Annotated in this window: 21 protein-coding genes and 2 tRNA genes; 13 read left to right on the forward strand and 10 right to left on the reverse strand. The window is 63.1% G+C overall.

Features of this window, described 5'->3' with window-relative positions; all coding sequences use genetic code 11:
* Window positions 1–70: 70 nt before the first annotated feature.
* Both VGM51_12105 and VGM51_12110 read right to left on the reverse strand, forming a co-directional pair.
* Window positions 71–538, reverse strand: a complete 468-nt coding sequence (locus VGM51_12105) for a cyclic nucleotide-binding domain-containing protein (protein ID HEY3413779.1) — start codon at window positions 536–538, stop codon at window positions 71–73.
* Window positions 525–1,688: a 4Fe-4S dicluster domain-containing protein gene (locus tag VGM51_12110; GenBank protein ID HEY3413780.1), complete on the reverse strand. Its 1,164-nt coding sequence runs from the start codon at window positions 1,686–1,688 to the stop codon at window positions 525–527. Before VGM51_12110 ends, VGM51_12105 begins: the two co-directional genes overlap by 14 nt.
* A gap of 626 nt (window positions 1,689–2,314) precedes the next feature.
* Between VGM51_12110 and VGM51_12115 the strand changes: the two genes are divergently transcribed.
* Complete coding sequence (locus VGM51_12115) at window positions 2,315–2,929, forward strand: hypothetical protein (GenBank protein ID HEY3413781.1); 615 nt, start codon at window positions 2,315–2,317, stop codon at window positions 2,927–2,929.
* A 266-nt stretch (window positions 2,930–3,195) separates the two neighbouring features.
* Window positions 3,196–4,128 carry a stalk domain-containing protein gene (locus tag VGM51_12120; protein HEY3413782.1) on the forward strand — a complete coding sequence of 311 codons (933 nt, stop codon included), beginning with the start codon at window positions 3,196–3,198 and terminating at the stop codon, window positions 4,126–4,128.
* A 239-nt stretch (window positions 4,129–4,367) separates the two neighbouring features.
* Here VGM51_12120 and VGM51_12125 read toward each other — a convergent pair whose 3' ends face one another.
* Entirely contained in the window at window positions 4,368–4,670 is a 303-nt protein-coding gene (locus VGM51_12125; protein HEY3413783.1) for a hypothetical protein, read from the reverse strand.
* 30 nt (window positions 4,671–4,700) lie between these two features.
* Between VGM51_12125 and VGM51_12130 the strand changes: the two genes are divergently transcribed.
* The 4 genes from VGM51_12130 to VGM51_12145 all read left to right on the forward strand — a co-directional run bounded on the left by VGM51_12130 (window position 4,701) and on the right by VGM51_12145 (window position 8,302).
* Window positions 4,701–5,690, forward strand: a complete 990-nt coding sequence (locus tag VGM51_12130) for a copper amine oxidase N-terminal domain-containing protein (GenBank protein HEY3413784.1) — start codon at window positions 4,701–4,703, stop codon at window positions 5,688–5,690.
* A gap of 53 nt (window positions 5,691–5,743) precedes the next feature.
* Window positions 5,744–6,286: a general stress protein gene (locus VGM51_12135; GenBank protein HEY3413785.1), complete on the forward strand. Its 543-nt coding sequence runs from the start codon at window positions 5,744–5,746 to the stop codon at window positions 6,284–6,286.
* Between the two features lie 149 nt (window positions 6,287–6,435).
* Window positions 6,436–6,822 (forward strand): hypothetical protein, encoded by a 387-nt coding sequence (locus VGM51_12140; protein ID HEY3413786.1) that lies wholly within the window; start codon window positions 6,436–6,438, stop codon window positions 6,820–6,822.
* A 67-nt stretch (window positions 6,823–6,889) separates the two neighbouring features.
* Window positions 6,890–8,302: an Nramp family divalent metal transporter gene (locus VGM51_12145; GenBank protein HEY3413787.1), complete on the forward strand. Its 1,413-nt coding sequence runs from the start codon at window positions 6,890–6,892 to the stop codon at window positions 8,300–8,302.
* An 88-nt stretch (window positions 8,303–8,390) separates the two neighbouring features.
* Here the strand turns inward: VGM51_12145 and VGM51_12150 are convergent, their stop codons facing one another.
* Together VGM51_12150 and VGM51_12155 are read right to left on the reverse strand one after the other, a co-directional pair.
* Window positions 8,391–8,537 (reverse strand): DUF5679 domain-containing protein, encoded by a 147-nt coding sequence (locus VGM51_12150; GenBank protein HEY3413788.1) that lies wholly within the window; start codon window positions 8,535–8,537, stop codon window positions 8,391–8,393.
* Window positions 8,538–8,788: 251 nt separating this feature from the next.
* On the reverse strand, window positions 8,789–9,712 hold the full coding sequence (locus VGM51_12155; GenBank protein ID HEY3413789.1) for an ATP-binding cassette domain-containing protein: 924 nt from the start codon (window positions 9,710–9,712) through the stop codon (window positions 8,789–8,791).
* A 134-nt stretch (window positions 9,713–9,846) separates the two neighbouring features.
* Between VGM51_12155 and VGM51_12160 the strand changes: the two genes are divergently transcribed.
* Window positions 9,847–9,923: transfer RNA gene (locus tag VGM51_12160), tRNA-Met, on the forward strand.
* Between the two features lie 297 nt (window positions 9,924–10,220).
* Window positions 10,221–11,060, forward strand: coding sequence for a hypothetical protein (locus VGM51_12165; GenBank protein HEY3413790.1), 840 nt, complete (start codon window positions 10,221–10,223; stop codon window positions 11,058–11,060).
* Between the two features lie 85 nt (window positions 11,061–11,145).
* On the opposite strand, the gene VGM51_12170 is transcribed toward VGM51_12165, so the two are convergent.
* Window positions 11,146–11,221, reverse strand: a tRNA-Arg gene (locus VGM51_12170).
* 168 nt (window positions 11,222–11,389) lie between these two features.
* On the opposite strand from VGM51_12170, the gene VGM51_12175 reads away from it, so the two are divergent.
* The 3 genes from VGM51_12175 (at window position 11,390) to VGM51_12185 (ending at window position 14,771) form a co-directional block, all read left to right on the forward strand.
* A complete protein-coding gene (locus VGM51_12175) occupies window positions 11,390–12,154 on the forward strand; it encodes an NlpC/P60 family protein (protein HEY3413791.1) in 765 nt (254 codons plus the stop codon).
* Between the two features lie 441 nt (window positions 12,155–12,595).
* Window positions 12,596–13,978 carry a UDP-N-acetylglucosamine 1-carboxyvinyltransferase gene (gene murA, locus VGM51_12180; protein HEY3413792.1) on the forward strand — a complete coding sequence of 461 codons (1,383 nt, stop codon included), beginning with the start codon at window positions 12,596–12,598 and terminating at the stop codon, window positions 13,976–13,978.
* Between the two features lie 187 nt (window positions 13,979–14,165).
* Window positions 14,166–14,771, forward strand: a complete 606-nt coding sequence (locus VGM51_12185) for a hypothetical protein (protein HEY3413793.1) — start codon at window positions 14,166–14,168, stop codon at window positions 14,769–14,771.
* A 198-nt stretch (window positions 14,772–14,969) separates the two neighbouring features.
* On the opposite strand, the gene VGM51_12190 is transcribed toward VGM51_12185, so the two are convergent.
* The 4 genes from VGM51_12190 to groES form a co-directional block, all read right to left on the reverse strand.
* Complete coding sequence (locus tag VGM51_12190) at window positions 14,970–15,905, reverse strand: NAD-dependent epimerase/dehydratase family protein (GenBank protein HEY3413794.1); 936 nt, start codon at window positions 15,903–15,905, stop codon at window positions 14,970–14,972.
* Between the two features lie 570 nt (window positions 15,906–16,475).
* A complete protein-coding gene (locus tag VGM51_12195) occupies window positions 16,476–16,673 on the reverse strand; it encodes an addiction module protein (GenBank protein ID HEY3413795.1) in 198 nt (65 codons plus the stop codon).
* Between the two features lie 183 nt (window positions 16,674–16,856).
* Window positions 16,857–18,485, reverse strand: coding sequence for a chaperonin GroEL (gene groL / locus VGM51_12200; protein ID HEY3413796.1), 1,629 nt, complete (start codon window positions 18,483–18,485; stop codon window positions 16,857–16,859).
* Between the two features lie 92 nt (window positions 18,486–18,577).
* Window positions 18,578–18,862, reverse strand: coding sequence for a co-chaperone GroES (gene groES, locus VGM51_12205; protein ID HEY3413797.1), 285 nt, complete (start codon window positions 18,860–18,862; stop codon window positions 18,578–18,580).
* A 273-nt stretch (window positions 18,863–19,135) separates the two neighbouring features.
* On the opposite strand from groES, the gene VGM51_12210 reads away from it, so the two are divergent.
* Both VGM51_12210 and ftsH read left to right on the forward strand, forming a co-directional pair.
* The gene (locus VGM51_12210) at window positions 19,136–19,879 is read left to right on the forward strand and encodes a PEP-CTERM sorting domain-containing protein (protein HEY3413798.1); all 744 of its coding nucleotides are present in this window, start codon (window positions 19,136–19,138) and stop codon (window positions 19,877–19,879) included.
* Between the two features lie 188 nt (window positions 19,880–20,067).
* The gene (gene ftsH / locus VGM51_12215; protein ID HEY3413799.1) at window positions 20,068–21,993 is read left to right on the forward strand and encodes an ATP-dependent zinc metalloprotease FtsH; all 1,926 of its coding nucleotides are present in this window, start codon (window positions 20,068–20,070) and stop codon (window positions 21,991–21,993) included.
* Window positions 21,994–22,074: the final 81 nt, after the last annotated feature.

Below are 22,074 nucleotides of genomic sequence, written 5' to 3' on the forward strand. Positions count from 1 at the left end.
TTTCGCGCGAGCGGGGCTCAAAACCGCGGCGCCGGAAGTCTTCGTGGTACTTGCCATCGGCGGGCCCCTTTCATTTCCGCGGCGCACCCTGATACATGTCGATGAGCTGCAGGTGAGTCGCCCGGAGCCGTTGAACCATGACGTCGGCGAACCGCTGCATGAACTCATAGCCCAGGTTGTGGTCCTCGGCGCACTTATCGCGGAGGCAGCGCGCGTCGAGGGATATCGCGCGCGTCATCTCCAGCGCCCGGCCGTCAAACGACCATTTGTACGGACGGATAAGCCAGGACCAGCCCAAGACCTCGTCCTCGCCGACCGTCTGGATCAGGATGGTTCCGCGTCCGGGCGCATAGGTCTCCAGGGACACTCGGCCACCGCGCAGAATGAAGAACTGATCGGCCTTCTTGCCCTCGCGGAAGAGGTATTCCCCCTCTTTGAAGCGGACATTGGCCGCGCAGCCAGTGAGCAGTTCGATATACTCCGGGGCCAATCCCTTTAGAAAGGGATGCTGTTCCAGGATCGGTCTAAGGGTTTCCACGGGCTTGTTCCTTTCCGGGTGATGCGCCGGCGCGGATGGTTTCAGCCTCTTTGGCGATGTCGATTCCCACGGGGCACCAGGTGATGCACCGGCCGCAGCCGACGCATCCGGGTGTGCCAAACTGGTCCTCCCAATTGGCCAGTTTGTGCATCAGCCATTGGCGATAGCGCGCGGCCGCCGAAGTCCGGACACTTCCGCCGAAGATGTAGGAGAAATCCAGGGTGAAGCAGGAGTCCCATCGCCGCCGCCTTTCCGCGCTCTCGCCGGTCAGGTCCGTGTAGTCTTCCACCGTGGTGCAGAAGCACGTCGGGCATACCGAGGTGCAGTTGCCGCACGTGAGACATCGCTCCGCGACGGCTTCCCAATGGGCGCTTTCATAGCTGGCCTGGAGACTCTCTTTGAGCCCTTCCGTGGTGAGGGCCTTGCCCATCTGCGCGGCGGCGCGGCTCAGCACCGCCTCCTCCGCGCCAACGTGCTCGTCGGTTGCCGGTTCGCTGGGCAGATGAGACGCCGCTTCGGCTCCCGCACCGGATCCGATCTCGCATACGAAGAAATGGCGTGTCTTCCCGACTACTTCGGTGAGCGCGAGGTCGAACGGCGCGGCCGCCCGTGGTCCGACTCCCATCGATGCGCAGAAACAATTGCCGCCGGAATCGCTGCAGTTGACGGCCACGATGAAGCAGTTTTTCCGCCTCGCGGCGTACGTGGCATCGGGGTGCTTGCCCTCGAGGAGAACCCGGTCCTGATACGATATCGCCGCGAGATCGCAGGGACGAACGCCGAGAAATGCGTACTTCGGCGTCTCGGCCGCCGGGGGGAGAATCTGCAGCCCACTCCCGTTTCGGCGCGCCCGGAAGATGGTCAGGTGGGGGGGATGGAGGAATTGCTTCCAGGAATGGGATCCCACCGAGTAACCGAAGTACGCCTGATCACGGCGCTTCTTGAGACGGTAGGAGTCAGGGGTTTGCTCGTCCGTCCAGCCCGACGGAAGGTCCTGGGTGGACGCGACCTCATCATACACGACGCAGCCGTCGCGTACCCGGGGACCGATCACGCGGTAGCCCGATCGGGCGAGAAGGTCAATCAGGGCGTCGAGGCCCTGTGGCTCCAGTACGATGCGCTCCCCTGGGTGAAGGGCGGATGGTTTCATCGCGCCACCTCCGTTCATGGTGAACTACATTCGTCAGGTGAACAGCGTCAGGTGCGATGCTGGACCGAAGGATCCGGCGAGAGCGGCGAAATGGCGCGAACTCAGCGGATGCAATCGGAATATAAGTGATGCCTGCTTCCGGGGCATTCCCTTATAGGGAAGTGTATCAGCATCCACTCGCTGGCGGGTAGGCGAAGCCGAGCCAATCGCGAAATTGTCGGAAAAACCAGCTCTCCCCGACATCGGAGCGCTTGCCATGCCGGCCGAGGTTCCGGCTGGTCCTCTTTCAGGCGCACGGCACGATGCTCAATCATCACGAGGCCCCCGGTTCGGCGCGTGATGATTGAGCACAGCCCCTATAGGGTAAATCATTAAGGTCTGCTGGTGGTTATCTGCCGGCAGACAGGACAACTGAATCACGGGCCCCACCCCCGAGCGCTCCGTCGGCGTCCCGGGGTGCCGTTTGGGATTTTCTTGCCAATACACGATCGGGGGAGACCACCGTTCGGACCTCCCCTGGGTCCCTGGCGAATAAGAAGGATGGACCTATGCATCAGTTACCTCGCTTGCGATTGAAATCGCTCGGATTTTCCGCAGCGGCCCTGGCTCTCCTCATGGGAGGGAACATGCCCGGAGCACGCGCGGCTCAAGCCAACTCGGTTGTGCTCAGCCCCGGAACCGTAATTCCGGTGAAGCTGATCACACAGCTTTCCTCCGACAAGTCCCACAAGGGCGACAGTTTCACCGCCTCTGTCGATGACAGCAAGGCAACGTACAGAGCGATCATGCACGGCGGCACCGTGTCCGGCGTAGTGCGACAGGCTACACCGAAGAGCGGCAAGATCCCCGGCCTTCTCGATCTGAGCTTTACGCGCCTGCAGCTCGCCGATGGACGCTCGTTTGCCATCTCCGGCGTTCCCACCAGCATGGACGCGAAGTACATCACCACCAACAGTCGCGGCGTCATGGTTGCCAGGAACAGCGTCAAGAACCAACGGCTGAAATACGCCGGGATCGGCGCCGGTACCGTTGCGCTGGTGAAGGTGCTCGGCGGAAACAAGGTCAAGATCGCGGATATCCTCCTCGGTGGCGGCCTCGGCTACGCCGCCGGCTCGATTCTCAAGGGCCCCTCGCAGGTCAATGATGTCACCCTCAAGCCCGGGACGCAGATCGGCGTTCTCCTGGGCAACGGCGTACGGTACTCCAAGGTGGCCAGCCGGCCGGCCGGCCGCGGGCGCTAGCGGTCGCGCCGCCATGGCCGGCGAGGTCTACGGCATGCCGGCGGGGCGCTTTCGCCGCAGGCGGAGCGTACCGCCGGCCCGGGGCCGTTGGAACAACCCGCAGGGCCGGGCGTCTATCGAATAACAGCGCCGAGGAGGTTGCAGCGGGGCTGCCCCGCCCTTTCAAAGGCGATATGGGAACTCGAGAACTGGAAACTTTGACAATTGCGCATCCTCTCCGAAGGAGGATCACGCACAAATCGGAATTGCAGAAGGAGCGAATCGCGATGCACAAAAGAACCTTTCGGATGGCGCTACTCGTGGCGACCGGCGTGAGCCTGGCGGGTGTTTCCGCCAACGCCGTCGTTACGACAGGAGAGAAGCCATTCGTGTATCTGGGCCGAAACTACGTCCCACTGAAGAGCACGGCCGGATTGCTTGGCGCGCCAGTGAAGCAGAATACGGCGACCGGCCACACGACGATCCGGTATCAAGGCAAAGACCTTGTGCTGACCCCCAACAAGACGGCAGCGAAGTATGCCGGCCGATCAGTCAAGCTTCCGTCACCACCCGTGGTTGTGAAGGGCGTGACGTATGTCCCCGTGGAGACGTTCAGGAAGTACTACAACGTCCCGGTGCAGTGGGACAAGAACAAGTCCGTGATGAAGATCAAGGGCTCGCGCGGCTGGCGGTCCATGCAGGTGAACAACCGGCCACCCTGGCACGGCGGACCTCCGCCGTGGGCGCCGGCCTGGGGTCGACGTGGCTACGCTCCGCCAGGCCACTCGGGCTACCTGAAACCGGGCGCCGGCGAAAACGGTTACCCGAGGAGTCAGCGCAGGGTCGGCGCGAAAGCCCACCCAATCTACCTGAAACCGGGAGCCGGCGAAAACGGGTACCCGAGGAGTCAGCGCGGGGTCGGCGCGAAAGGCCACCCAATCTACGTCAGACCTGGAGCAGGCGGTAATGGAAACCGCAGAGGGCAGCGCGACTACGGCGCGCCGGGCAACTCGGGCAAAGATCGCCCCGGCGCCCGTGGAAACGGGAACGCCAGGGGGCGGCGCGACGACAATTCGCCCGGCAACTCTGGCAAGGATCGCTCCGACGCCCGTGGAAACGGTAACGGCAAAGGTCGGCGCGACGACAATTCACCCGGTAACTCGGGCGACGAAAAAGGGAATGGCAACGGAAAGGCGAAGGGCAACAAGGATCGCGGATAACCGCTATCGGAGTAGCCCCGGTTACCTTACACCGGCGCACGAAGCGTCGGAGCTCAACAACTACCCGTGGGGGGGCAAGGCTCATGCCTTCATCGCCCCCTCGCGGAAACCATAGTTTCGACTCGGAATGGAGGAATATGTATGGGTGCTTACGTAGAAGATCCGTCATCGGGTGAACGATCTGCCTGGACGGCTATTGTGTTGGTCCTTGTGGCGATCGTCGTCGTTTTGGCAATTGGTTACTTTGCCTGGTGGGCCCCTGGCCAGCAGACCGTGGTAGTGACACCGCAACCCACGGCCGTCACACCAAGCGCTCCGGGACCATCCGGCGCGCCCGGACCATCCGGCGCCCCCGGCCCGTCCGGCGCGCCCGGCCCGTCCGGCGCCCCTGGTCCGTCCGGCGCGCCCGGTCCGTCGGGCACTCCCGGTCCGTCGGGCACTCCCGGCCCGTCCGGCACGCCTGGCCCTTCCGGCGCGCCTGCTCCTGCTGCGCCTTCCGCCCCGGCACCGCCGAGCGGCCAGTAAACCGGCAGATCTGGCACAACAACTGAATGATGGAAAAGGTAGGAAAGATGAAGAACACATGTAGACGGCTGATTATAGCCGCATTGTTGATAGCGCCGGCCGCCTCAATCGCGGGCGCGACCGTTGTCCCGAGGGATACGGTCATCCCCGTCACACTCGACGCCGCTCTGGGTTCCGCGACGAGCCGGGCCGGCAGCACATTCTACGCTCACCACACGGGCGTTAACGGCGCGGGATTCCCCGACCAGACGAGGTTCACGGGGAGCGTCGATTCGGTGACGAGGGCGTCCGGCAAAACGGCCGGCCAGATCGGCGTCAGTTTCTCGGGCGCCAGGCTGCCCGATGGCACACGCGTACCCATCGTGGGCAAGCTCACTGCCCTCGATGACACCAGCGTCACGACCGACGAAGCAACGGGCCGGCTTGTGGGCACCACCAAAGCACGCAAGGCGGACCTGAAGATGATCGCCTATGGCGCAGGAGGCGGGTGGCTTCTTGGCCAACTCACTGGAAAGAACAAAACGCTCCTCACCGTACTCGGCGCGGCCGCGGGCTACCTCTATGGTGAGAAAGCCGCGAAACCCGCCGTCGGGAAAGACGTGGTCGTACCGGCCGGCACACAGTTCGGGATTCTCCTCACGGAAGATGCCACCATTCCCGACTCCTCGGGTACCCCCTCGCCCCGCTCCACCGACGCTATCCCAACGGGCGCAGGCTGGCAGGTAACCTTCGACAACCTGCGGCCGGTGATGCGGGGGAACGAACTGATGGTGCCGTTCCGCTCGGTGATGAATTCAATCGAGATGCCGTTCGACTACGACTCGGCGACGAAGCAGATCAGCGTCAACAACTATGACGTGCAGACGACCCACACGGTAGGCACACGGATCATCGACACGAACGGTAAAGAGACCAAGATGGATGTCCCGTCGCGAATCATCAATGGCGCCATCTACGTTCCCGCCGGTTTCATCGAGCACCTGACCGGCAGAACCGCGTACTGGAACCAGAAGTCCGGGGTCCTGCGCATCGAATGAGGGCGTCCGCGCCCGAGCAGGCGTACAGCGATAAACGTCGGAGGTGAAAGCCAATGCCAGAGCAGATGCCCGAACAACCCAGAATCGGCAGGAACGTCACCGTCGCGATCTACCCAACCCATGAGGGGGCGGAAGCCGCCATCAAGGAACTGGAGAGGTCCGGCTTCGATATCAGGAAGCTCTCCGTTGTGGGAAAAGACTACCACACCGAGGAGCACGTAACCGGCTACTACACCACCGGCGACCGTATGATGGCTTGGGGCAAGTTCGGGGCTTTCTGGGGTGGCGTATGGGGGCTGTTGTTCGGGAGCGCCTTCTTCGTCATCCCGGGCATTGGCCCTCTCCTGATGGCGGGCCCGGTGGTCGCCGCCATCATCAGCGTGCTGGATGGCGCGGTGGTGATGGGAGGGGCGAACGCGCTGAACGCGGCTCTCGTCAGCATGGGAGTTCCCCGGGAGAGCGCCAACGCTTATGAGACGGACATCGCCGCCGGCAAGTACGTCCTCATCGTCGACGGGACGCGGGAGGAAACAGCCAGAGCCAAGGTCCTCTTGCATTTGACACGCCACGAGGGCGTGACCGACCACTCGGAATGAGCGAGGGACCCGATGGGAAGCGTACGGGCGGGACAGCCCATGCCCGTGCGCTTCCCGAGCGGCCCGCATCGGATCGGGCCTCGGCGACGGCGACGTCCAGGTGAACAAACCGCCGCGGGGGCAGGGCTTCACACGGAAGGCCAGAACCAATGGAAAAAGCAGTGGGACTGTGGATTGACCACCGGGAGGCCGTCGTTGTCACGGTCTCGGGCAAAACGGATGAAACGAAACTGATTCCGTCAAACGTGGAGAAGCGCGTCGAGTATTCCGGCGGTGCGAAGGAAGTCATCGCCGAGGACCGGCTGGACCGCAAATACCTGGACCACCTCGCAAAGTATTACGCAGGGGTAATCGCGAGCATCAAGGGTGCGGAATCCATTTTGATTATCGGCCCGGGCGAGGCCAAACGCGAATTCGCGAAACAGCTTCAAAGTGAGGGCCTCGGCAAACGTATCGTGGGCATTGAGACGGCCGACAGAATGACGGATCGTCAGATAGCGGCAAAGGTCCGTCAGCGCTTTCTGGAGGCGAGCTGACGTTCAAGCCCCGCACGGCTAACCCAGGAAAGGGCGCCTGCCGGACGAAAGACAGGGAGATACAAGATTGCACTCTAACGGGCCGCCAGCCGAGACGCCTGGTGACATCATCGAGCCGACAGACGCCGTTTCCGTGGCGCAGGGCGCTGCCGATGACCTCGTGGACATCAAGAACGCGCAGACGGAAATCACGGAAGAGAAGCCGAAGCAGCGAACCCCGCTGCTGAGAATCGGCCCGGGCCTGATCACGGGCGCGGCGGATGACGACCCATCCGGAATAGGCACCTACTCCGTCGCGGGGGCTCAGTTCGGCTACCAGCTGCTCTGGCTGGCGCCGTTGTGCGTCCCGCTGATGATTGCGGTGCAGGAAATGTGCGGGCGTGTCGGCCTCGTGACGAACAAGGGACTGGCCGCCATCATCAAGGAGCACTATTCCCGATGGCTGTTGTGGTGCGTGCTGGTGCTTCTGGTCGTCGCCAACACCGTCAACGTCTATGCGGACATCAACGTCATGGCCGCTTCGATGAAGATGCTGTTCGGTCTGCCGTTCGCGCTGTGGGCGACGGCGCTGACGCTCGGGATGGTGGTCGCCCAGATCACCATCCCGTACAAACATTACGTCAAGTTCCTGAAGTATGCCTGCCTGTCACTGCTCGCGTATGTCGTCATCGCGGTCCTGCCGAAGGTCCACGCCGATTGGCATTCGGTCGCCCACCATCTGTTTATCCCGCATTGGAGTTCCAGGCCGGAATACATCCTGACCATCGTCGGCTTTCTGGGCACGACGATCTCTCCCTATCTGTTCTTCTGGCAGGCGGAGGAGCAGGTTGAGGATGATATCGCCGATGGCCTCACCGACGATGCGGGCCACCGCGCGAGCCGCGTCAAGCGTTCCGAGATACGGGCTGTTCGCGCGGACACCGCCGTCGGGATGATCCTCTCGCAGATCATCACGGTGTTCATCATCGTTTCCACCGCGGCGACGCTGCACGCTTCCGGCAAGACCGATATCAACACGGCGCAGGACGCGGCGCAGGCGCTGCTGCCGCTGGGCGCGTCAGCCTACTGGCTGTTCACTCTGGGCATCCTGGGCGTCGGGCTGCTGGCCGTGCCAACCCTCGCCGGGTCAGCCGCTTACGCGGTTGCTGAGACCGCCGGATGGCGCTTCGGCCTTTACCGGCGATTCAAGCGCGCGAAGGGGTTTTACGGCACCATCGCCGTCATCATCATCGTGGGTTACCTGCTGAACTTCGTGCACGCGATCAGCCCGGTGAAAGCCCTTCTGTACTCCGCCGTTCTCAACGGCCTGGTGGCGCCTCCGTTGATCGTGATTCTGCTCTTCATCTGCAATAACCGCAAGATCGTCGGCAAGAACGCGAACGGTTGGCTATCGAATGCCCTGGGCTGGCTCGCCGTGGTCCTTATGACGCTGGCGGGGGGGCTTCTCATGTGGATGCTCTGCACCGGCAAAGCGTCGTGATGGGAGCGCGGGCCGGTGTCCTTCGGCCGGCCAAAAACCAGATCGGGCCGCCCCCGTGTGGAGAGCGGCCCGCTGGGTAGAGTCCGGCTTACGCCAGCTTGCCGCCAATGACGGTGATTTTCGTGCCGCAGGACGGGCAGAGGCCCTGGACCGCAGGTCGACCATTCTTGGTCTCGATCTGCTTCGCGTCCTTGATGTCCTTCTTTTCCTTACACTTTACGCAGTAGCCTTGCAACGGGGTGCCTCCTTTTGCCGTTTTCACGGCGGATGGAAGTGAGACTGACAGCGGACGCCTAAGCGTCGCACTACAACGTTTATAGCACACTCACGCTCGAATACACAATGGTCAAGCAAGAATATGCGCGAAACGCAAAGAATCTTTTGGGAGCCAACCGTGTTTCACGCTGAGCGAGCGGGCATGTGACGCGGACAAACCTACTTTGTGGCGTTCCGGCGGGACAGCGGTCCTGCCGTGAAAAGTCCCCCTCAGCGCGGGGGGCGAACCGGCGCGTCCGCGGCCGCGGGCAGCGAGGAGAAGTGCCGCACGGCGTCGCGAAGGGTAGGCTTTCGGATCCACACCGTTTCTATGCGCGGCCCCAGCGTCTCCAGGATGCCCGGCAGCGCCGCGTCGGCCCGCCGAAGCCGCATGCGCAGGCCATCCGCCACGTGTTCCGCCTCGATGTGGAGCGTCGATCGCAGGTCTGCCGCCGCCGCGTCGTTGTCGAGGGTGCGTACCAGCACCTCCTCGCGGGCACACGCCGAGCAGAGGACCGGGGGCGCGCCGACAACAGCCACGCGCCCGGCGCTGAGGATGGCCACGCGGTCGGCCGAAGCCGCCGTTTCCGCATCGTGGGTGGCCAGAACGATGGCGCCCTGCTCGGCCTCCAGCCAGGCTTTCAGCAGGGCCGGCAGGGCCGACCGCCATTCCGGGTCGAGGCGCGCTCCCGGGTCGTCCAGCAGCCACGCAGCGGCCGGCGCGGCCCATTGCGCGGCCAGGGAGACCCGCGCGCGCACCGAATCGGGAAGCGTCCGAATCCGGGCGCCCCGCACTCCGTCGAGATCCCACGCCCGCAACGCCTTCTTCACCCGGCGGTCCGCGCCGCGCCCAGTTGGTGCGGCCTTGTGGATCCGCCGTTCGATGAACCTCTCAACGGTCGCCGCGCCCGGCACGGTCTCCTCGCTGCCCAGGACGCGGGCCCGGCCGCGATTGGCGCTTCGCCCATCCACCCAAACGCGGCCCGATTCCGCGCCCAGCCCGCCGGACGCCACGCGAAGCAGCGTGGATTTGCCGGCGCCGGCCAGACCCATGACGGCGAGCAGGCAGCCGGGCTCGGCGGCCAGCGACAGGTCTTTCAGCGCCCACGGCCGTCCGTATCGCGCCCACACATGATCCCATTCGAGGCAGTTCATAGGTCACAGCATTATATGCGTGTCCCGGGTCATGCCCGTGTCTTGCCGCGGCGTGTCCCGGGCGTGGCTGTTCAAGATCTCCCGCATAACGCCTTGACATACCACGCTGAACCCGGTATAATAATCTCTGTTGACGCGGGGTGGAGCAGCCTGGTAGCTCGTTGGGCTCATAACCCAAAGGTCGTGGGTTCGAATCCCACCCCCGCTCCCAGAAAGAGTGCCGATCCGAAAGGGTCGGCATTCGTCGTTTTTGGGCTCGCGGCGAGAACGTTCCGCGTGCGCCACCTCGGTGGGCCGTATCGGCGTGAATCTTGCACGTGAATACGTATGCAAGCAGGCTCGGGCCACATGTGTGGCTCTGGGAGCGGCCATGCGCGCGCGGCGTGGCGGAATTTGTCACACGCTTGCGCCAGTAAGGTCACGGGCTCCGTCTTTTGAAAACGGGGCCCACCCGCCCCCCGTGGCGGACACGTTCAACAGCCGCCATGGCGGCGGAAAGGACAATCCAATGCGATTGTGGATAGCTATCCTCGCGGCCGGACCGCTGCTCGCAGTTCCGGCCCTCGCGATCTCGCCCATCGACGGCGCAGGTCTCCACGCCAAATTCGTGGGCGACTCAAAGGCCATTCAGACCAACGGCACCGGCTACGGAGACAACTTCTCGGAGCTGGACCAACTCTGGGCCACCAGTGACGGGACGAACGTCCACCTCGGCGTTTCGGGAAACATGGAGGCGAACGGAAACAGTGTTGTGGTGCTGTTCGATACCATGCCGGGCGGCAGCAGCGTGCTGAATGCCCCCGGCTCCTCGATTGCCGGACACAATGGCGCGTTGACCTTCGACGACGATTTCATGCCGGACTTTGGCTTCGCCCTCAACAACAGCGGCGGCACACTTTATGCGGACATGGTTGACTTCGGCGGCGCCACGTCAACCTATATCGGCAACGCTCCCGTGAACGGCGGACCGGGCGGAAGCGACCCGGCGGTTCAGTTTGCACTCAACAATACCAACACGATGGGCGTCACATCGTCCGATCCCTCCGGCGCGGACACCGCGGATACCGGACTCGAAATGCTGATCGGCAGCGCGAAGATCGGGGCGGCCGGCTCCTTCAAGATGATGGTCTATCTGCAGAACCAGAACGGGCAATGGCTGTCCAACCAGTTCCTGCCCGGATTGCCGAACGGAACGGGAAACCTGAACAACGGGCCGGTTGACCTGCGAACCTTCACGAACGTGCCGCATCACTACGTGACCGTTGGATCGGCCATTCCGGAACCCGGCAGCCTCGCCTTCCTGGCGACGGGACTCCTGCCGCTTCTTGGCCTTCGCCGGCGCAAGTAACAAGCTAGAGGGTTGAAATGCAGAATGGAGGTTGGAAACCGGATATCTTCATCCGGCCTCCAACCTCCATTTTCTAACGTGCAACTGGCGCCCTCGGAGGGAGTCGAACCCCCGACTCAAGGCTTAGGACGCCCCAGCTCTATCCACTGAGCTACGAGGGCAACGGTATCGGCCGCGTTCAGCGCCACGCTCATTGTACCACTGCAGCCGAAGGGCCGTCAAAGTCGGTGCCCGGAGGGGGGCGGGCGACGACTCCGCCTATACTGCGCGACGTGACATCAACCCCGCACGCCCGTTAACCCGATTACCACTCCATTTACGAGGCCGCCATGTCCATTCCCACGTCCGCACCATCGAATGCCCCTTTGCCCGCCGGAACGTCCTTTCAGCGCCGCGCGCCGGCTTTGGGCTGGTACGTTCTCGTTGCCGTTCTCGTCCTCCTGTGGCTTTGCCCCATCCGCTCGGGAACGCTTCGGAATGCGATCCTTGCCGACGCGGCATTGGTATGGGTTGTCGGCCTCCTCGTCTGGCGCCGCCGGGCGGTAGCCCTCGTTCTTTTGGCCGTCGCAGCGGTCCTCGTCTTGGCGATTGCATTTGTGCCTGGTCGCCCGTCGGACCCCAGAGCACTCCGCGACCAATATGTGACGAGTCTGCGCGGTTACGAGGGCATACGGTACGTGTGGGGCGGGGAAAACCATCGGGGTGTCGATTGCTCCGGGCTCGTGCGCGGTGCTCTCGCGGAAGCTGAGTTCCGGCTAGGCGCCCGAACGCTGAACCCGGCGCTGTTGAGAGGAGCCTTTGCGCTCTGGCGCAACGATGCGACCGCCATGTCCTTACGCGATGGATACAATGACCGCGCGCGGCGTGTGGACGAGGTTCGCACCCTGAATAACGCTCGGGCGGATCTGCTCGCCCCGGGCGATTTCGCGGTGACGCCTGGCGGCAACCACACTCTCGCCTATCTTGGCGGCGGGACTTGGATCGCCGCCGATCCGATGCTCCGGGTTGTCAAGACGTATCGATCCCCAGACACCCGCGAGTTCTGGCTTTCGACGCGCCTCATCATCCTCCGCTGGCGCGTCCTTGAGCCGTAGGATCCCGGCGCAGGGATCCGGCATACGCCATCAATTTCCCGAATGGCGTGGTCCTAGCGAAAACCACCGTCCCTTGCGGCCGGTAGAAACCGGCGGCAAGCCGCCCCAGGCAAACTGCACCGTCGCAAATGGTATGCGATCGCCCAATCTGCCGTAGGACCTCTCCCCCAAACGTGCGTGCGTGTTAAGGAAATAGACACCGGGCCGGGTTAAAATGTGACGAACCACTCTCTCATGCTAAGTTAAGCGCCCGCCGAACATAGAACCACGGCTCTTTGCGGTTTCAGATCATTTTTCTCGAGAAACCGCGTGACACACGCTCAGCACTACCGTTAACCCATTCAGAATTCATCCATCATAAACCGGCCGCGGCGCCCGGGCACTCAGCCCGCCCCGCGTGCCCCAAGACTCATTACCCGCACTCATTCAGGGGATTCACAGTTGGACAAGATATATATAACCGGCGGAAAACGGCTTGAAGGCAGAGTCCGCATCAGCGGCAGCAAAAACGCCACACTGGCCGTTCTCGCCGCCGCTCTCACCAGCAAGGGGGAAGTCACCCTCCGAAACGTTCCCGAGATTGGCGACATCGATACCATGCTGGAACTCTTCGAAGTCCTTGGCGTCCAGATCCGCCGGACTCCCCAGGATCCGACCGAGATCACTCTCAACTGCGCGAATCTGGCCACCAGCGAAGCGCCTTACGATATCGTCAACCGGATGCGCGCATCGTTCAACGTCCTGGGTCCCCTTCTTGCCCGCAACGGCCACGCTCGTGTGGCTTTGCCCGGCGGATGTGACATCGGGGCGCGCCCCGTGGATTTCCACCTCAAGGGGCTGGAGGCGATGGGCGCGGTTATCCATGTGAACAAGGGTTACGTGGAAGCCGTGTGTCCGCGTCTGCGCGGCGCCAACATCCTGATGGATTACCCGTCTGTGACGGCGACCAGCCACCTGATGGCCACCGCCTGCCTCGCCGAAGGCCGAACGGTGATCGAAAGCGCGGCGATGGAGCCGGAAGTGATGGATGTGGCCGCTTTCCTGAGCAAAATGGGCGCGCGCATCTGGGGTGCGGGAACGAAGACAATCGAGATTGAAGGCGTCGGCGAACTGGGCCCGTGCCGCCACAACATGATTCCAGACCGCATGGAGGCCGGCACGTTTGCGCTGGCCGCGGCCATCACCGGCGGCGAGATATTCCTGGAAGGCGCCATTCCCGAGCAGATGACGGCCACCCTGCTGAAACTTCAGCAGACAGGCACCGTCGTCGAACCGCTCGGTTTGCCCGCCCGCCAGGATCACCTGGCCAGCGGTACCATCGCCGGCATGTTCGAGCCTGAAGGCCGCATTGAAACCGATACCGCCGTCGCCGCGCACGGCCTGATGGTCGTGGGGCCAAAGCGCCCGCAACCGGTCGACATCCGCACCATGCCGCACCCTGGCTTCCCCACGGACATGCAGCAACCCATGGCCTCGCTGCTCTGCATCGCGGACGGCTGCTCGCTCATCACCGAGACCCTGTTCGAGCGCCGATTCAAGTACGTCAACGAGCTCCAGCGCATGGGCGCCAACATCCGCACCGACGGCCAGAGCGCCATCATCCTCGGAGTGGATCGCCTCATCGGCTGCCAGGTCCAGGCCAGCGATCTCCGCGCCGGGGCCGCGCTCGTTCTCGCGGGGTTGGTGGCCGAGGGCGAAACCGAGGTCGATAAGGTCCATTACATCGATCGCGGCTACAGCCAGATCGTGCGCAAACTGGCCGGCGTTGGCGCCGACATCTCCCGGCGAGACGTCGAAGCGCCGGTTATCGCCATGGCCGCGTAGCCGAAGCCTTCGGCAGGAATCCGGAAGCCAGGCGATCGGTAAACTCTCAAGTCCACCGGTCTCCCGGCTTCCTTATGATCCGGCTTGCTTCAAATTCCCCGTTTGCGCTTTCCGGCGTGGTATATTAGGAGAGAGGCGTTTGTTCGCCTCACCAACTCCAACCCTGTATCAGAGAGGATACTCCACGATGAGGACACGGGCCATATTGGCCGCAGCGCTCCTGGCCACGATAACCCTTTCGGGCTGCACCCTCGCTCGCCAGGTCACCACCAGGAAATTCGATTTCACCCAGAACCTGATCCCTACGCGTAATCACGGCGACAAGTACGACACAGGCTTCTCCGACACCGGCGGCCCTATCGGGCCATTACCTTTCGACATCGTCATTACCGGCGACGTGCGAGACAAATATGACAAGTATCACGGAGGCGTGGATTACGCTTACCTGACGTACAAAGCCCACACCACAGCGACGGCTCCGGTCCGCGTGAGGCTTTGGGCGACGCTTGGCACCAGCGTTGGAGACTGCCCTCCCGTGGTCAACGGCCAGGTACCGGAACAGGCGCAGGTTATCCTCGACGTCACCATCCCGGCCAACGGCTTGGTGGACAACGAATCCACCAAACCGTTCAACACCGAGGAACTCCGCAAGATAGTCGAGGCGCTGCTGATGCAGCCAAACAACTCCGCGGCGTGCGTCTACGTTGAAGCGGATTGCCCGGACGATCCGGCCGGCAACGTGGAGGTAACCGACCTCAACGTGCTGGGCCGCGCCCACGGATCCCTGTTTTAGCGAAGCGGACAGCTATAACCAAACCAACAGCGGTCAGCCGAAACAAATCGACTGACCGCTGTTCGCGTTCTTAGCAGGTTGGCCCTCCGTGCCCGACGTTCCTGGTCGGGCCGCGGTGCCCGACGCGTCCGCCCTCAGTATGTCAGGCCTCCGTGCCCGACGCTCCTGCCCGAGACTTTTCACCGCCGGAATCCGCGGTCAAGCTCTGGGACGATAGTGTTCCGCCGTGATCCTGATGCCATCGTCGTAAGGCGTTGCCATCGACCCGAATGCCCGATCGAATTTGCCGGAATCGAACAGATACGGGCGATCGTACTGGTACACCATCTCGCCGGTCTCCTTGATCGTCCTGTTGAACAGACCGCCGACGGTAAGCAGCCAGTTCGGGAGGAGCGCGACGCCATCCGGACCGCCCATGGCGGCGGCCGCCCGCGCGACAAATTCCCGACCGGTGAGGGGAGGCGCGGCCGTCGGCAGATGCCACGATTGCCCGAAAGCATCGTCCCGCCGAGCGAGCGCGTACAATCCCCGGGCGGCGTCGGGGATGAACGTGAACGAATGCGCCGCGTCCGCGCTTCCCATCCACTGAGCCTTCTTGCCACGGGCGAGATTCGAGAACACCAGCAGGTTGGGGACGCTCGTGGCGCCGATTGCGGGGCCGTAGAAATCCGCGCTCCGGGCAATCAACGCGTTCACGTTGCCGGCAGCCATCTCATCGAGGAGCCGGCGCGCAATCTGCGCTCGAACCTCCCCTTTCCGGCTGCTCGGATTGAACGGCGTTTCCTCCGTCATCGGCCCATCGACGATGCCGTACATGTACACGTTGTCAAAGAAGATCAGCCTGGCGGACGCTTCCCGGCAGGCCGCGATCACGCTGGCCATGATCTTCGGCCATTGATCGCGCCACGCTCGTATGTCGTAGGCCAGACCGGCAAGAAGATAAACGGTGGACGAGCCGCGCACGGCGTCCATGGTGGCCTGGCCGTCGGTGAGATCCGCCTTTACGGCTTCCGCCCCCGGAACCGCGTATCCGCGCCGTGAGACCAGGCGAACGGGTTCGTCCGCATCCAGGAGGATCGGGACCAGCGCATTCGCCACCGCGCCTCCGGCTCCAAGAACTGTGTGAAGTGCCATGCCGTATTATGTGCAGCGGCGCAGCGGCGGAGAGAGGGCGCGGCGCCGGATGCAACTTTATCCATCCCGGGTTTTGAGCGCGTGGCTGGGCGCTCGTCCCGGCGACTGAAGTCACGGCTATGAAGAGCCCCATGTCGGCCTTCGCCGATTGCGGAATCAGCCCGCGCAGGCGGGCTTCGTGCCGGTCAGAGCCGCCCGTACGGGCCGGAATCAAAGTGATAGCCCGTTACCACCCTCCCGAAAACTCGGGATGACTCATGTCAAGGTAGGTCGGGCCTCCGTGCCCGACACCGGATCCTACGCTTCGCGTACGGGAGTCTGGTTTTCCCGAGTGATGCGCGCGAGGAACCGCAGTGCCTCATTCACCGAATCGGCATCCGGGAAAACCTCCGCAACATCGGGCTCGATCCGAACGACTCCACCGAAGCTCTTGCGACCAGCCCCCAGCCGTCTGACGGTCAGACCAGCCAGATCGTATTCAGGGCGGAGTTCGTCCTGTGAACCGGGCTGACTATTTTCACAATTTCATCTTTGCAGGGGTGACAGGTCGACGCGACATCAGGCGTTCCTTTAGCTCTTCCGAGGTATTCCATCTTCGGGATGCGCGTCGGCTTCGGCGATCCGCCGGTCGAGCTCCAACCGTTGAGCGTCGGTTAGCTCCGGTAACGTCCCCGCGTCATCCAGACTGTCCCATACGGCGTCCATCAGTTGGAGCCGCTGCTCAACCGGCCAGGTACCGACTTCCTTCAATACGGCCGTGACATCCATCCGCTGTTCCTCACTGCCAGGCGCGCACCACACTATACGCGTTCGTTGCCTGCTTCGTGTTCCCATCATCAGCGTACACCGAGCGAATCAGTTCGCTCCAGTGCCGACCCGGCACGAAAGAGGGAGCGAACCAACCGGTCCGCTCCCCCATTCATCGCTCATCGTTCCGCGTTCATCGTTCGCTTAGTAGTCGTAGTCCTCGCCGCCACCGCCGCCTTGCGGGGCCGGCTTCTTCTCCGGCTTCTCCACCACCACGCACTCGGTGCTCAGCACCATGTTCGCGATGCTGGCCGCGTTCTGCAGGGCGGAGCGGGTGACCTTCACCGGGTCCACGATGCCCGCCTTCACGAGGTCAACGTACTCCTCGGTGCTGGCGTCCAAACCTTCGCCCCACGGCAGGTTGCGGACCTTCTCGACGCAGACGGAGCCTTCGAGGCCCGCGTTTCCGGCGATCTGGCGAAGCGGTTCTTCGAGAGCGCGCTTCACGATGTTCACGCCCACCTTGAACTCGGCATCCGCGCCTTTCAGCAGGGAATCAAGTTCGGGAGCGATCTTGACCAGCGTGGCGCCGCCGCCGGGGACGATGCCTTCCTCAACCGCCGCGCGGGTGGCCGAAAGGGCGTCCTCGAAGCGGTGCTTCTTCTCTTTGAGCTCGGTCTCGGTGGCCGCGCCGACCTTCAGCACGGCAACGCCGCCCGCCAACTTCGCCAGGCGCTCCTGGAGCTTCTCGCGGTCGTAGTTGCTGTCTGTGGTCTCGATCTGTGCCTTGATCTGGGCGATGCGGCCCTTCACGCCGTCCACGGTTCCGCCGCCCTCAACGAGGGTGGTGTTTTCCTTGGTCACAACCAGGCGCTTCACCTTGCCGAACATATCCGGCGTGATGTTCTCCAGCTTGATGCCGAGGTCATCGGAGATGAACTGGCCGCCGGTGAGCACGGCGATATCGCCGAGCATCGCCTTGCGGCGGTCGCCGAATCCGGGCGCCTTCACGGCAACCACGTTCAGGATTCCGCGAATCTTGTTCACCACGAGGGTGGCCAGGGCTTCACCGTCAACGTCTTCAGCGATGATGAGGAGCGGCTGGCGGCTCTGGGCGACCTTCTCGAGCACGGGGACGAGGTCCTGGGCGCTGCTGATCTTCTTCTCGTAGATGAGCACGGCGGCGTCTTCGACGACGACTTCCATGCGCTCGGGGTCGGTGACGAAATAGGGGCTGATGTAGCCCTTGTCGAACTGCATGCCTTCGGTGAACTCGAGGGTGGTATCGGTCCCCTTGGACTCTTCAACCGTGATAACGCCGTCCTTGCCGACCTTGTCCATCGCCTCGGCGATGAGTTCGCCGATTTCGCGGTCGTTGCCCGCGATGCTGGCGACGTCGGCGACTTCGTTCTTCTCGGAGATGCTGATCGCCTTCTCCTTGAGGATGCCGACGGCCTTTTCCACGGCGGCGTCGATGCCCTTGCGGATGGCCATTGGATTGCCGCCGGCGGCGACCACGCGAAGGCCTTCATTGACCATCGCCTGCGCCAGAACGGTCGCGGTCGTGGTGCCGTCACCCGCCACGTCATTGGTCTTACTGGCCACTTCCCGCACCAGTTGGGCGCCCTGGTTCTCGAACGGGTCCTTCAGTTCGATTTCCTTGGCCACCGTTACGCCGTCTTTGGTGATGGTGGGCGCGCCCCACTTTTTGTCTAATACGACGTTGCGGCCGCGCGGTCCGAGCGTGACCTTCACGGCATCCGCTACCTTATTAACACCGCGCTCCAGGCCCCTGCGGGCCTCTTCATCAAACAACAGGTCTTTCGCTGCCATTATTATGCTCCTTCGTTCCGAAGGATTCAGGGTTCAGGAATCGGGATTCAGGCCGAACCGGTTGCTGAATCCTGGATCCTGAATCCTGGATCCTACTCTTTCACTGCGTAAATCTGGTCCTGGTCGAGGATGACGTAGTCCTCGCCTTCAACGGTCACTTCGTTTCCGCCATACTTGGCGTATATCACCACGTCGCCGGCCTTCACGTTCATCTGGGCGCGCTGGCCGCTATCGAGAACGCGGCCCGGGCCCACGGCAATGACCTTGCCCTCTTGCGGGCGCTTCTTGGCGGTGTCCGGCAGCAGGATGCCCCCTATGGACGTTTCCGGGGCGTCTACCGCCTGTACCACAACTTTGTCTCCGATGGGTTTGATCACAACGATCCTCCTTGGTGGGACGTCAGCCTATAGCGCTCGCCCCTGCGGACTGTTAGCACTCGACTGAATGGACTGCTAATCTCCTCGTTGATTAATAGCAAACGGGACCGGTTGTGTCAACTGGCGATTGGGTTGAGCGACCGAATAGGTTACATCGCCTCCCAGACTCTTACGACCGTGTTAAGCGGGCTGGCACGTTCTATGCACTCAATCTGGAGTGGAATTCCCGCACCGGTATCGGTGCGATTCACCCAGGAAAGGGCCCGTACTATCTTGAACACCAGAAGATCAATCCAACTGGTGGCTGTCGCCATGCTTGCGGCGACGGCCACGGCGGCGTGGGCGGAGGTGACACAATCCGTCAACGCCGCGAACTGCGCAACGGTCAAGCCGGCCGGTCCGCGCACCGGCGCCAACGGCGTCAAGTTCCTCAACGTTGAAGGCTCGGCCAATGGCGTGAACGCTTCCTATGGCGTTCTCCGATTCGACACGTCGCCGCTGAAGACCGCTTTCGACGCCCAGTTTGGCGCAGGCGGATACACCTTGAGTGACGTCAGCCTCTCACTCATCGAGTCCAACGCTGCGTTCACCAAGCCCGGCAACATCGGGTTCGCCTTCTCGCCGGACAACACCACGGACATCAGCGCAGCCAATACGGCTCTGCAGTACGATGCGGCGAACGCGCTGCATTCCCACCAATTCGCGCAGACATCCATTACAAGCGGGTCGTTCACCACCACTGGCAACGTCAACAGCGGCCAGGTCGATGTCTATGACCTCTTCGCCGCCAACGAGGGCAGCGACGCCCTGGTCCACGCGATCCTGAGCGGCGGCATCGCCACCCTCATCGTGAACGATGAGGACCCGACAGTTGCCGCCACGTGGACCGGTTACACCAACACGAAGCCGCCGTTCCTGACGGTGAAGGCGGTTCAAGCCGTTCCTGAGCCGGGCAGCATTGCCCTTTTGCTCGGCGCCGCTCCCGCACTGCTGGCATTCCGCCGCCGCCGCGCGTAATTGCCTGGCGCTCCGCTCTCAGCCTCCCGCCAACTGCGTTGACGGGAGGCTGCTTTGTATTTGGCGACGGAACAAGGCCGCGCGAGGAGCAGCGCTATGCTATAATTGGGTCAAGCGTTGTTTCAGATGATTGAACCACGCGGCCCGTGGTTGCGTCTTCATAGTAGAGGCGTGACTCATCAGGAGGGGTGGTATTGAAGACGAGAAGTGGGTCGGTTCTGATTCTGGCGCTGCTATGCATCGTGGCTTATATGATGTTCAAGCAGAGCGCTGCCACCACCAGTCCCAAACGCGTCAAAACGACTGAGTTTATCCAGGCGGTGACGGACGGGAAGATGCTGAAGGCTGAGATATCAGCCGATGGGAAAACCATCACGGGTTACGCCAAGAATGGCGAGCCGAAGGCGATCATCACCGACGTGCCGACCTGGGAAGAAGCGCGCAAAGACATCATAAACCAGTTGCAGACACATAAGGTGCCTTGGACGCAAGTGACGCCGCCGATCCAGGAGTGGATCGTCACGGCGCTCGCAACAATCCTGCCCCTGGTCCTCGTCCTGGGCCTGATGTGGCTGTTCCTGTTCCGCCAGGCGCAGGCGGGCGGCAATCAGGCGATGAATTTCGGACGGAGCCGCGCGAAACGCCTCGGGGAGAACGTTCCGAAGGTCACGTTCAACGACGTGGCCGGCGTTGATGAAGCCAAGCAGGAACTGGGCGAGGTTGTCGAGTTCCTGAAGAACGCCAAGAAATTCCAGGCGCTGGGCGCCAAAATCCCGAAGGGCGTGCTTTTGCTGGGGCCTCCGGGGTGTGGCAAGACGCTGCTGGCGCGCGCGGTGGCCGGAGAAGCGGGCGTTCCGTTCTTCCATATCAGCGGCTCCGACTTCGTCGAGATGTTCGTCGGTGTCGGCGCGTCACGCGTCCGCGACCTCTTTGACACGGCCAAGGCGAACCGGCCAGCGCTGGTCTTTATCGACGAGATCGACGCGGTCGGCCGCCAGCGCGGCGCCGGGCTCGGCGGCGGACACGACGAACGCGAACAGACGCTCAACCAGTTGCTGGTTGAAATGGACGGATTCGATCCCAACGCGGGCGTGATCCTCATCGCCGCCACCAACCGGCCGGACGTGCTGGACCCCGCGCTCCTTCGCCCGGGCCGCTTCGATCGGCGCGTCACCGTTGACCTTCCCGACCAGGTGGGCCGGCTCGCCATCCTCAAAGTCCACGCGAAGGACAAGCCGCTGGCGGACGACGTGAGCCTGGAGACGCTGGCGAAGCGCACGCCGGGATTCAGTGGTGCGGATCTGGCGAACCTAGTGAATGAAGCGGCGCTCTGGGCCGCGCGCCGCGAGAAGACCCGCATCGACATGTCGGACATGGCGGAAGCCATCGAGCGCGTCGTCGCCGGTCCCCAGCGTAAGAGCCGCCTGTTGACGGACCACGACAAGGAAGTGGTCGCGTACCACGAGCTCGGCCACGCCATCGTGGGACACCTGCTGCCGGACGCCGACCCCATCCACAAGGTGACGATTCTGCCGCGCGGCATGGCGCTGGGCTACACGCTGAGCATGCCGGACGAAGACCGGTTCACAACCACGAAAAGCGAGCTGCTGGCCCGCATCACCATGTCGCTCGGCGGTCGCGTCGCCGAGGAAATGGTGTACGACGAATTCGATACGGGCGCGCAGAGCGACCTCGAAACGGCATCGGACATCGCCCGCCGGATGGTGATGGAATACGGGATGAGCGACGTCCTCGGGCCGCTGAGCCTCGGCAAACGGCACGGCAATCCGTTCCTGGGCCGCGACCTGATGGAAGAGCGGAACTACGGCGAGGAAGTCGCATCGGCCATCGACAAGGAAGTCCGCAACATCATCGACCAGTGCTATTCCGAGGCGCGTCGCATCCTGATGGACAACCGCCAACTGATGGACAAAATGAAGGACTACCTCCTGGAACGCGAAATGCTGGAAAAGGAGGAGTTCGAGACTCTCATGGCCGGCGGCACGCTGCCGGACAAGCCGCTGGAGCCGCCGCCCGCGCCCTCCGCGCCGGCCGAACTCGAGCGCAGGGACGACCCCGTCAAGACGCCGAGACTGCGACCGGAACCCGCATAGCGGAGCTGGAAATCGGGGGCGAAGCCGGGGCGAACCATTCGCCACGGCTTCGCCCCTCCCTTTAGTCCCGCGCCGGCGCCG

This window comes from Armatimonadota bacterium (assembly GCA_036504095.1).
In the GTDB taxonomy this organism is placed as follows: domain Bacteria; phylum Armatimonadota; class DTGP01; order JAKQQT01; family JAKQQT01; genus DASXUL01.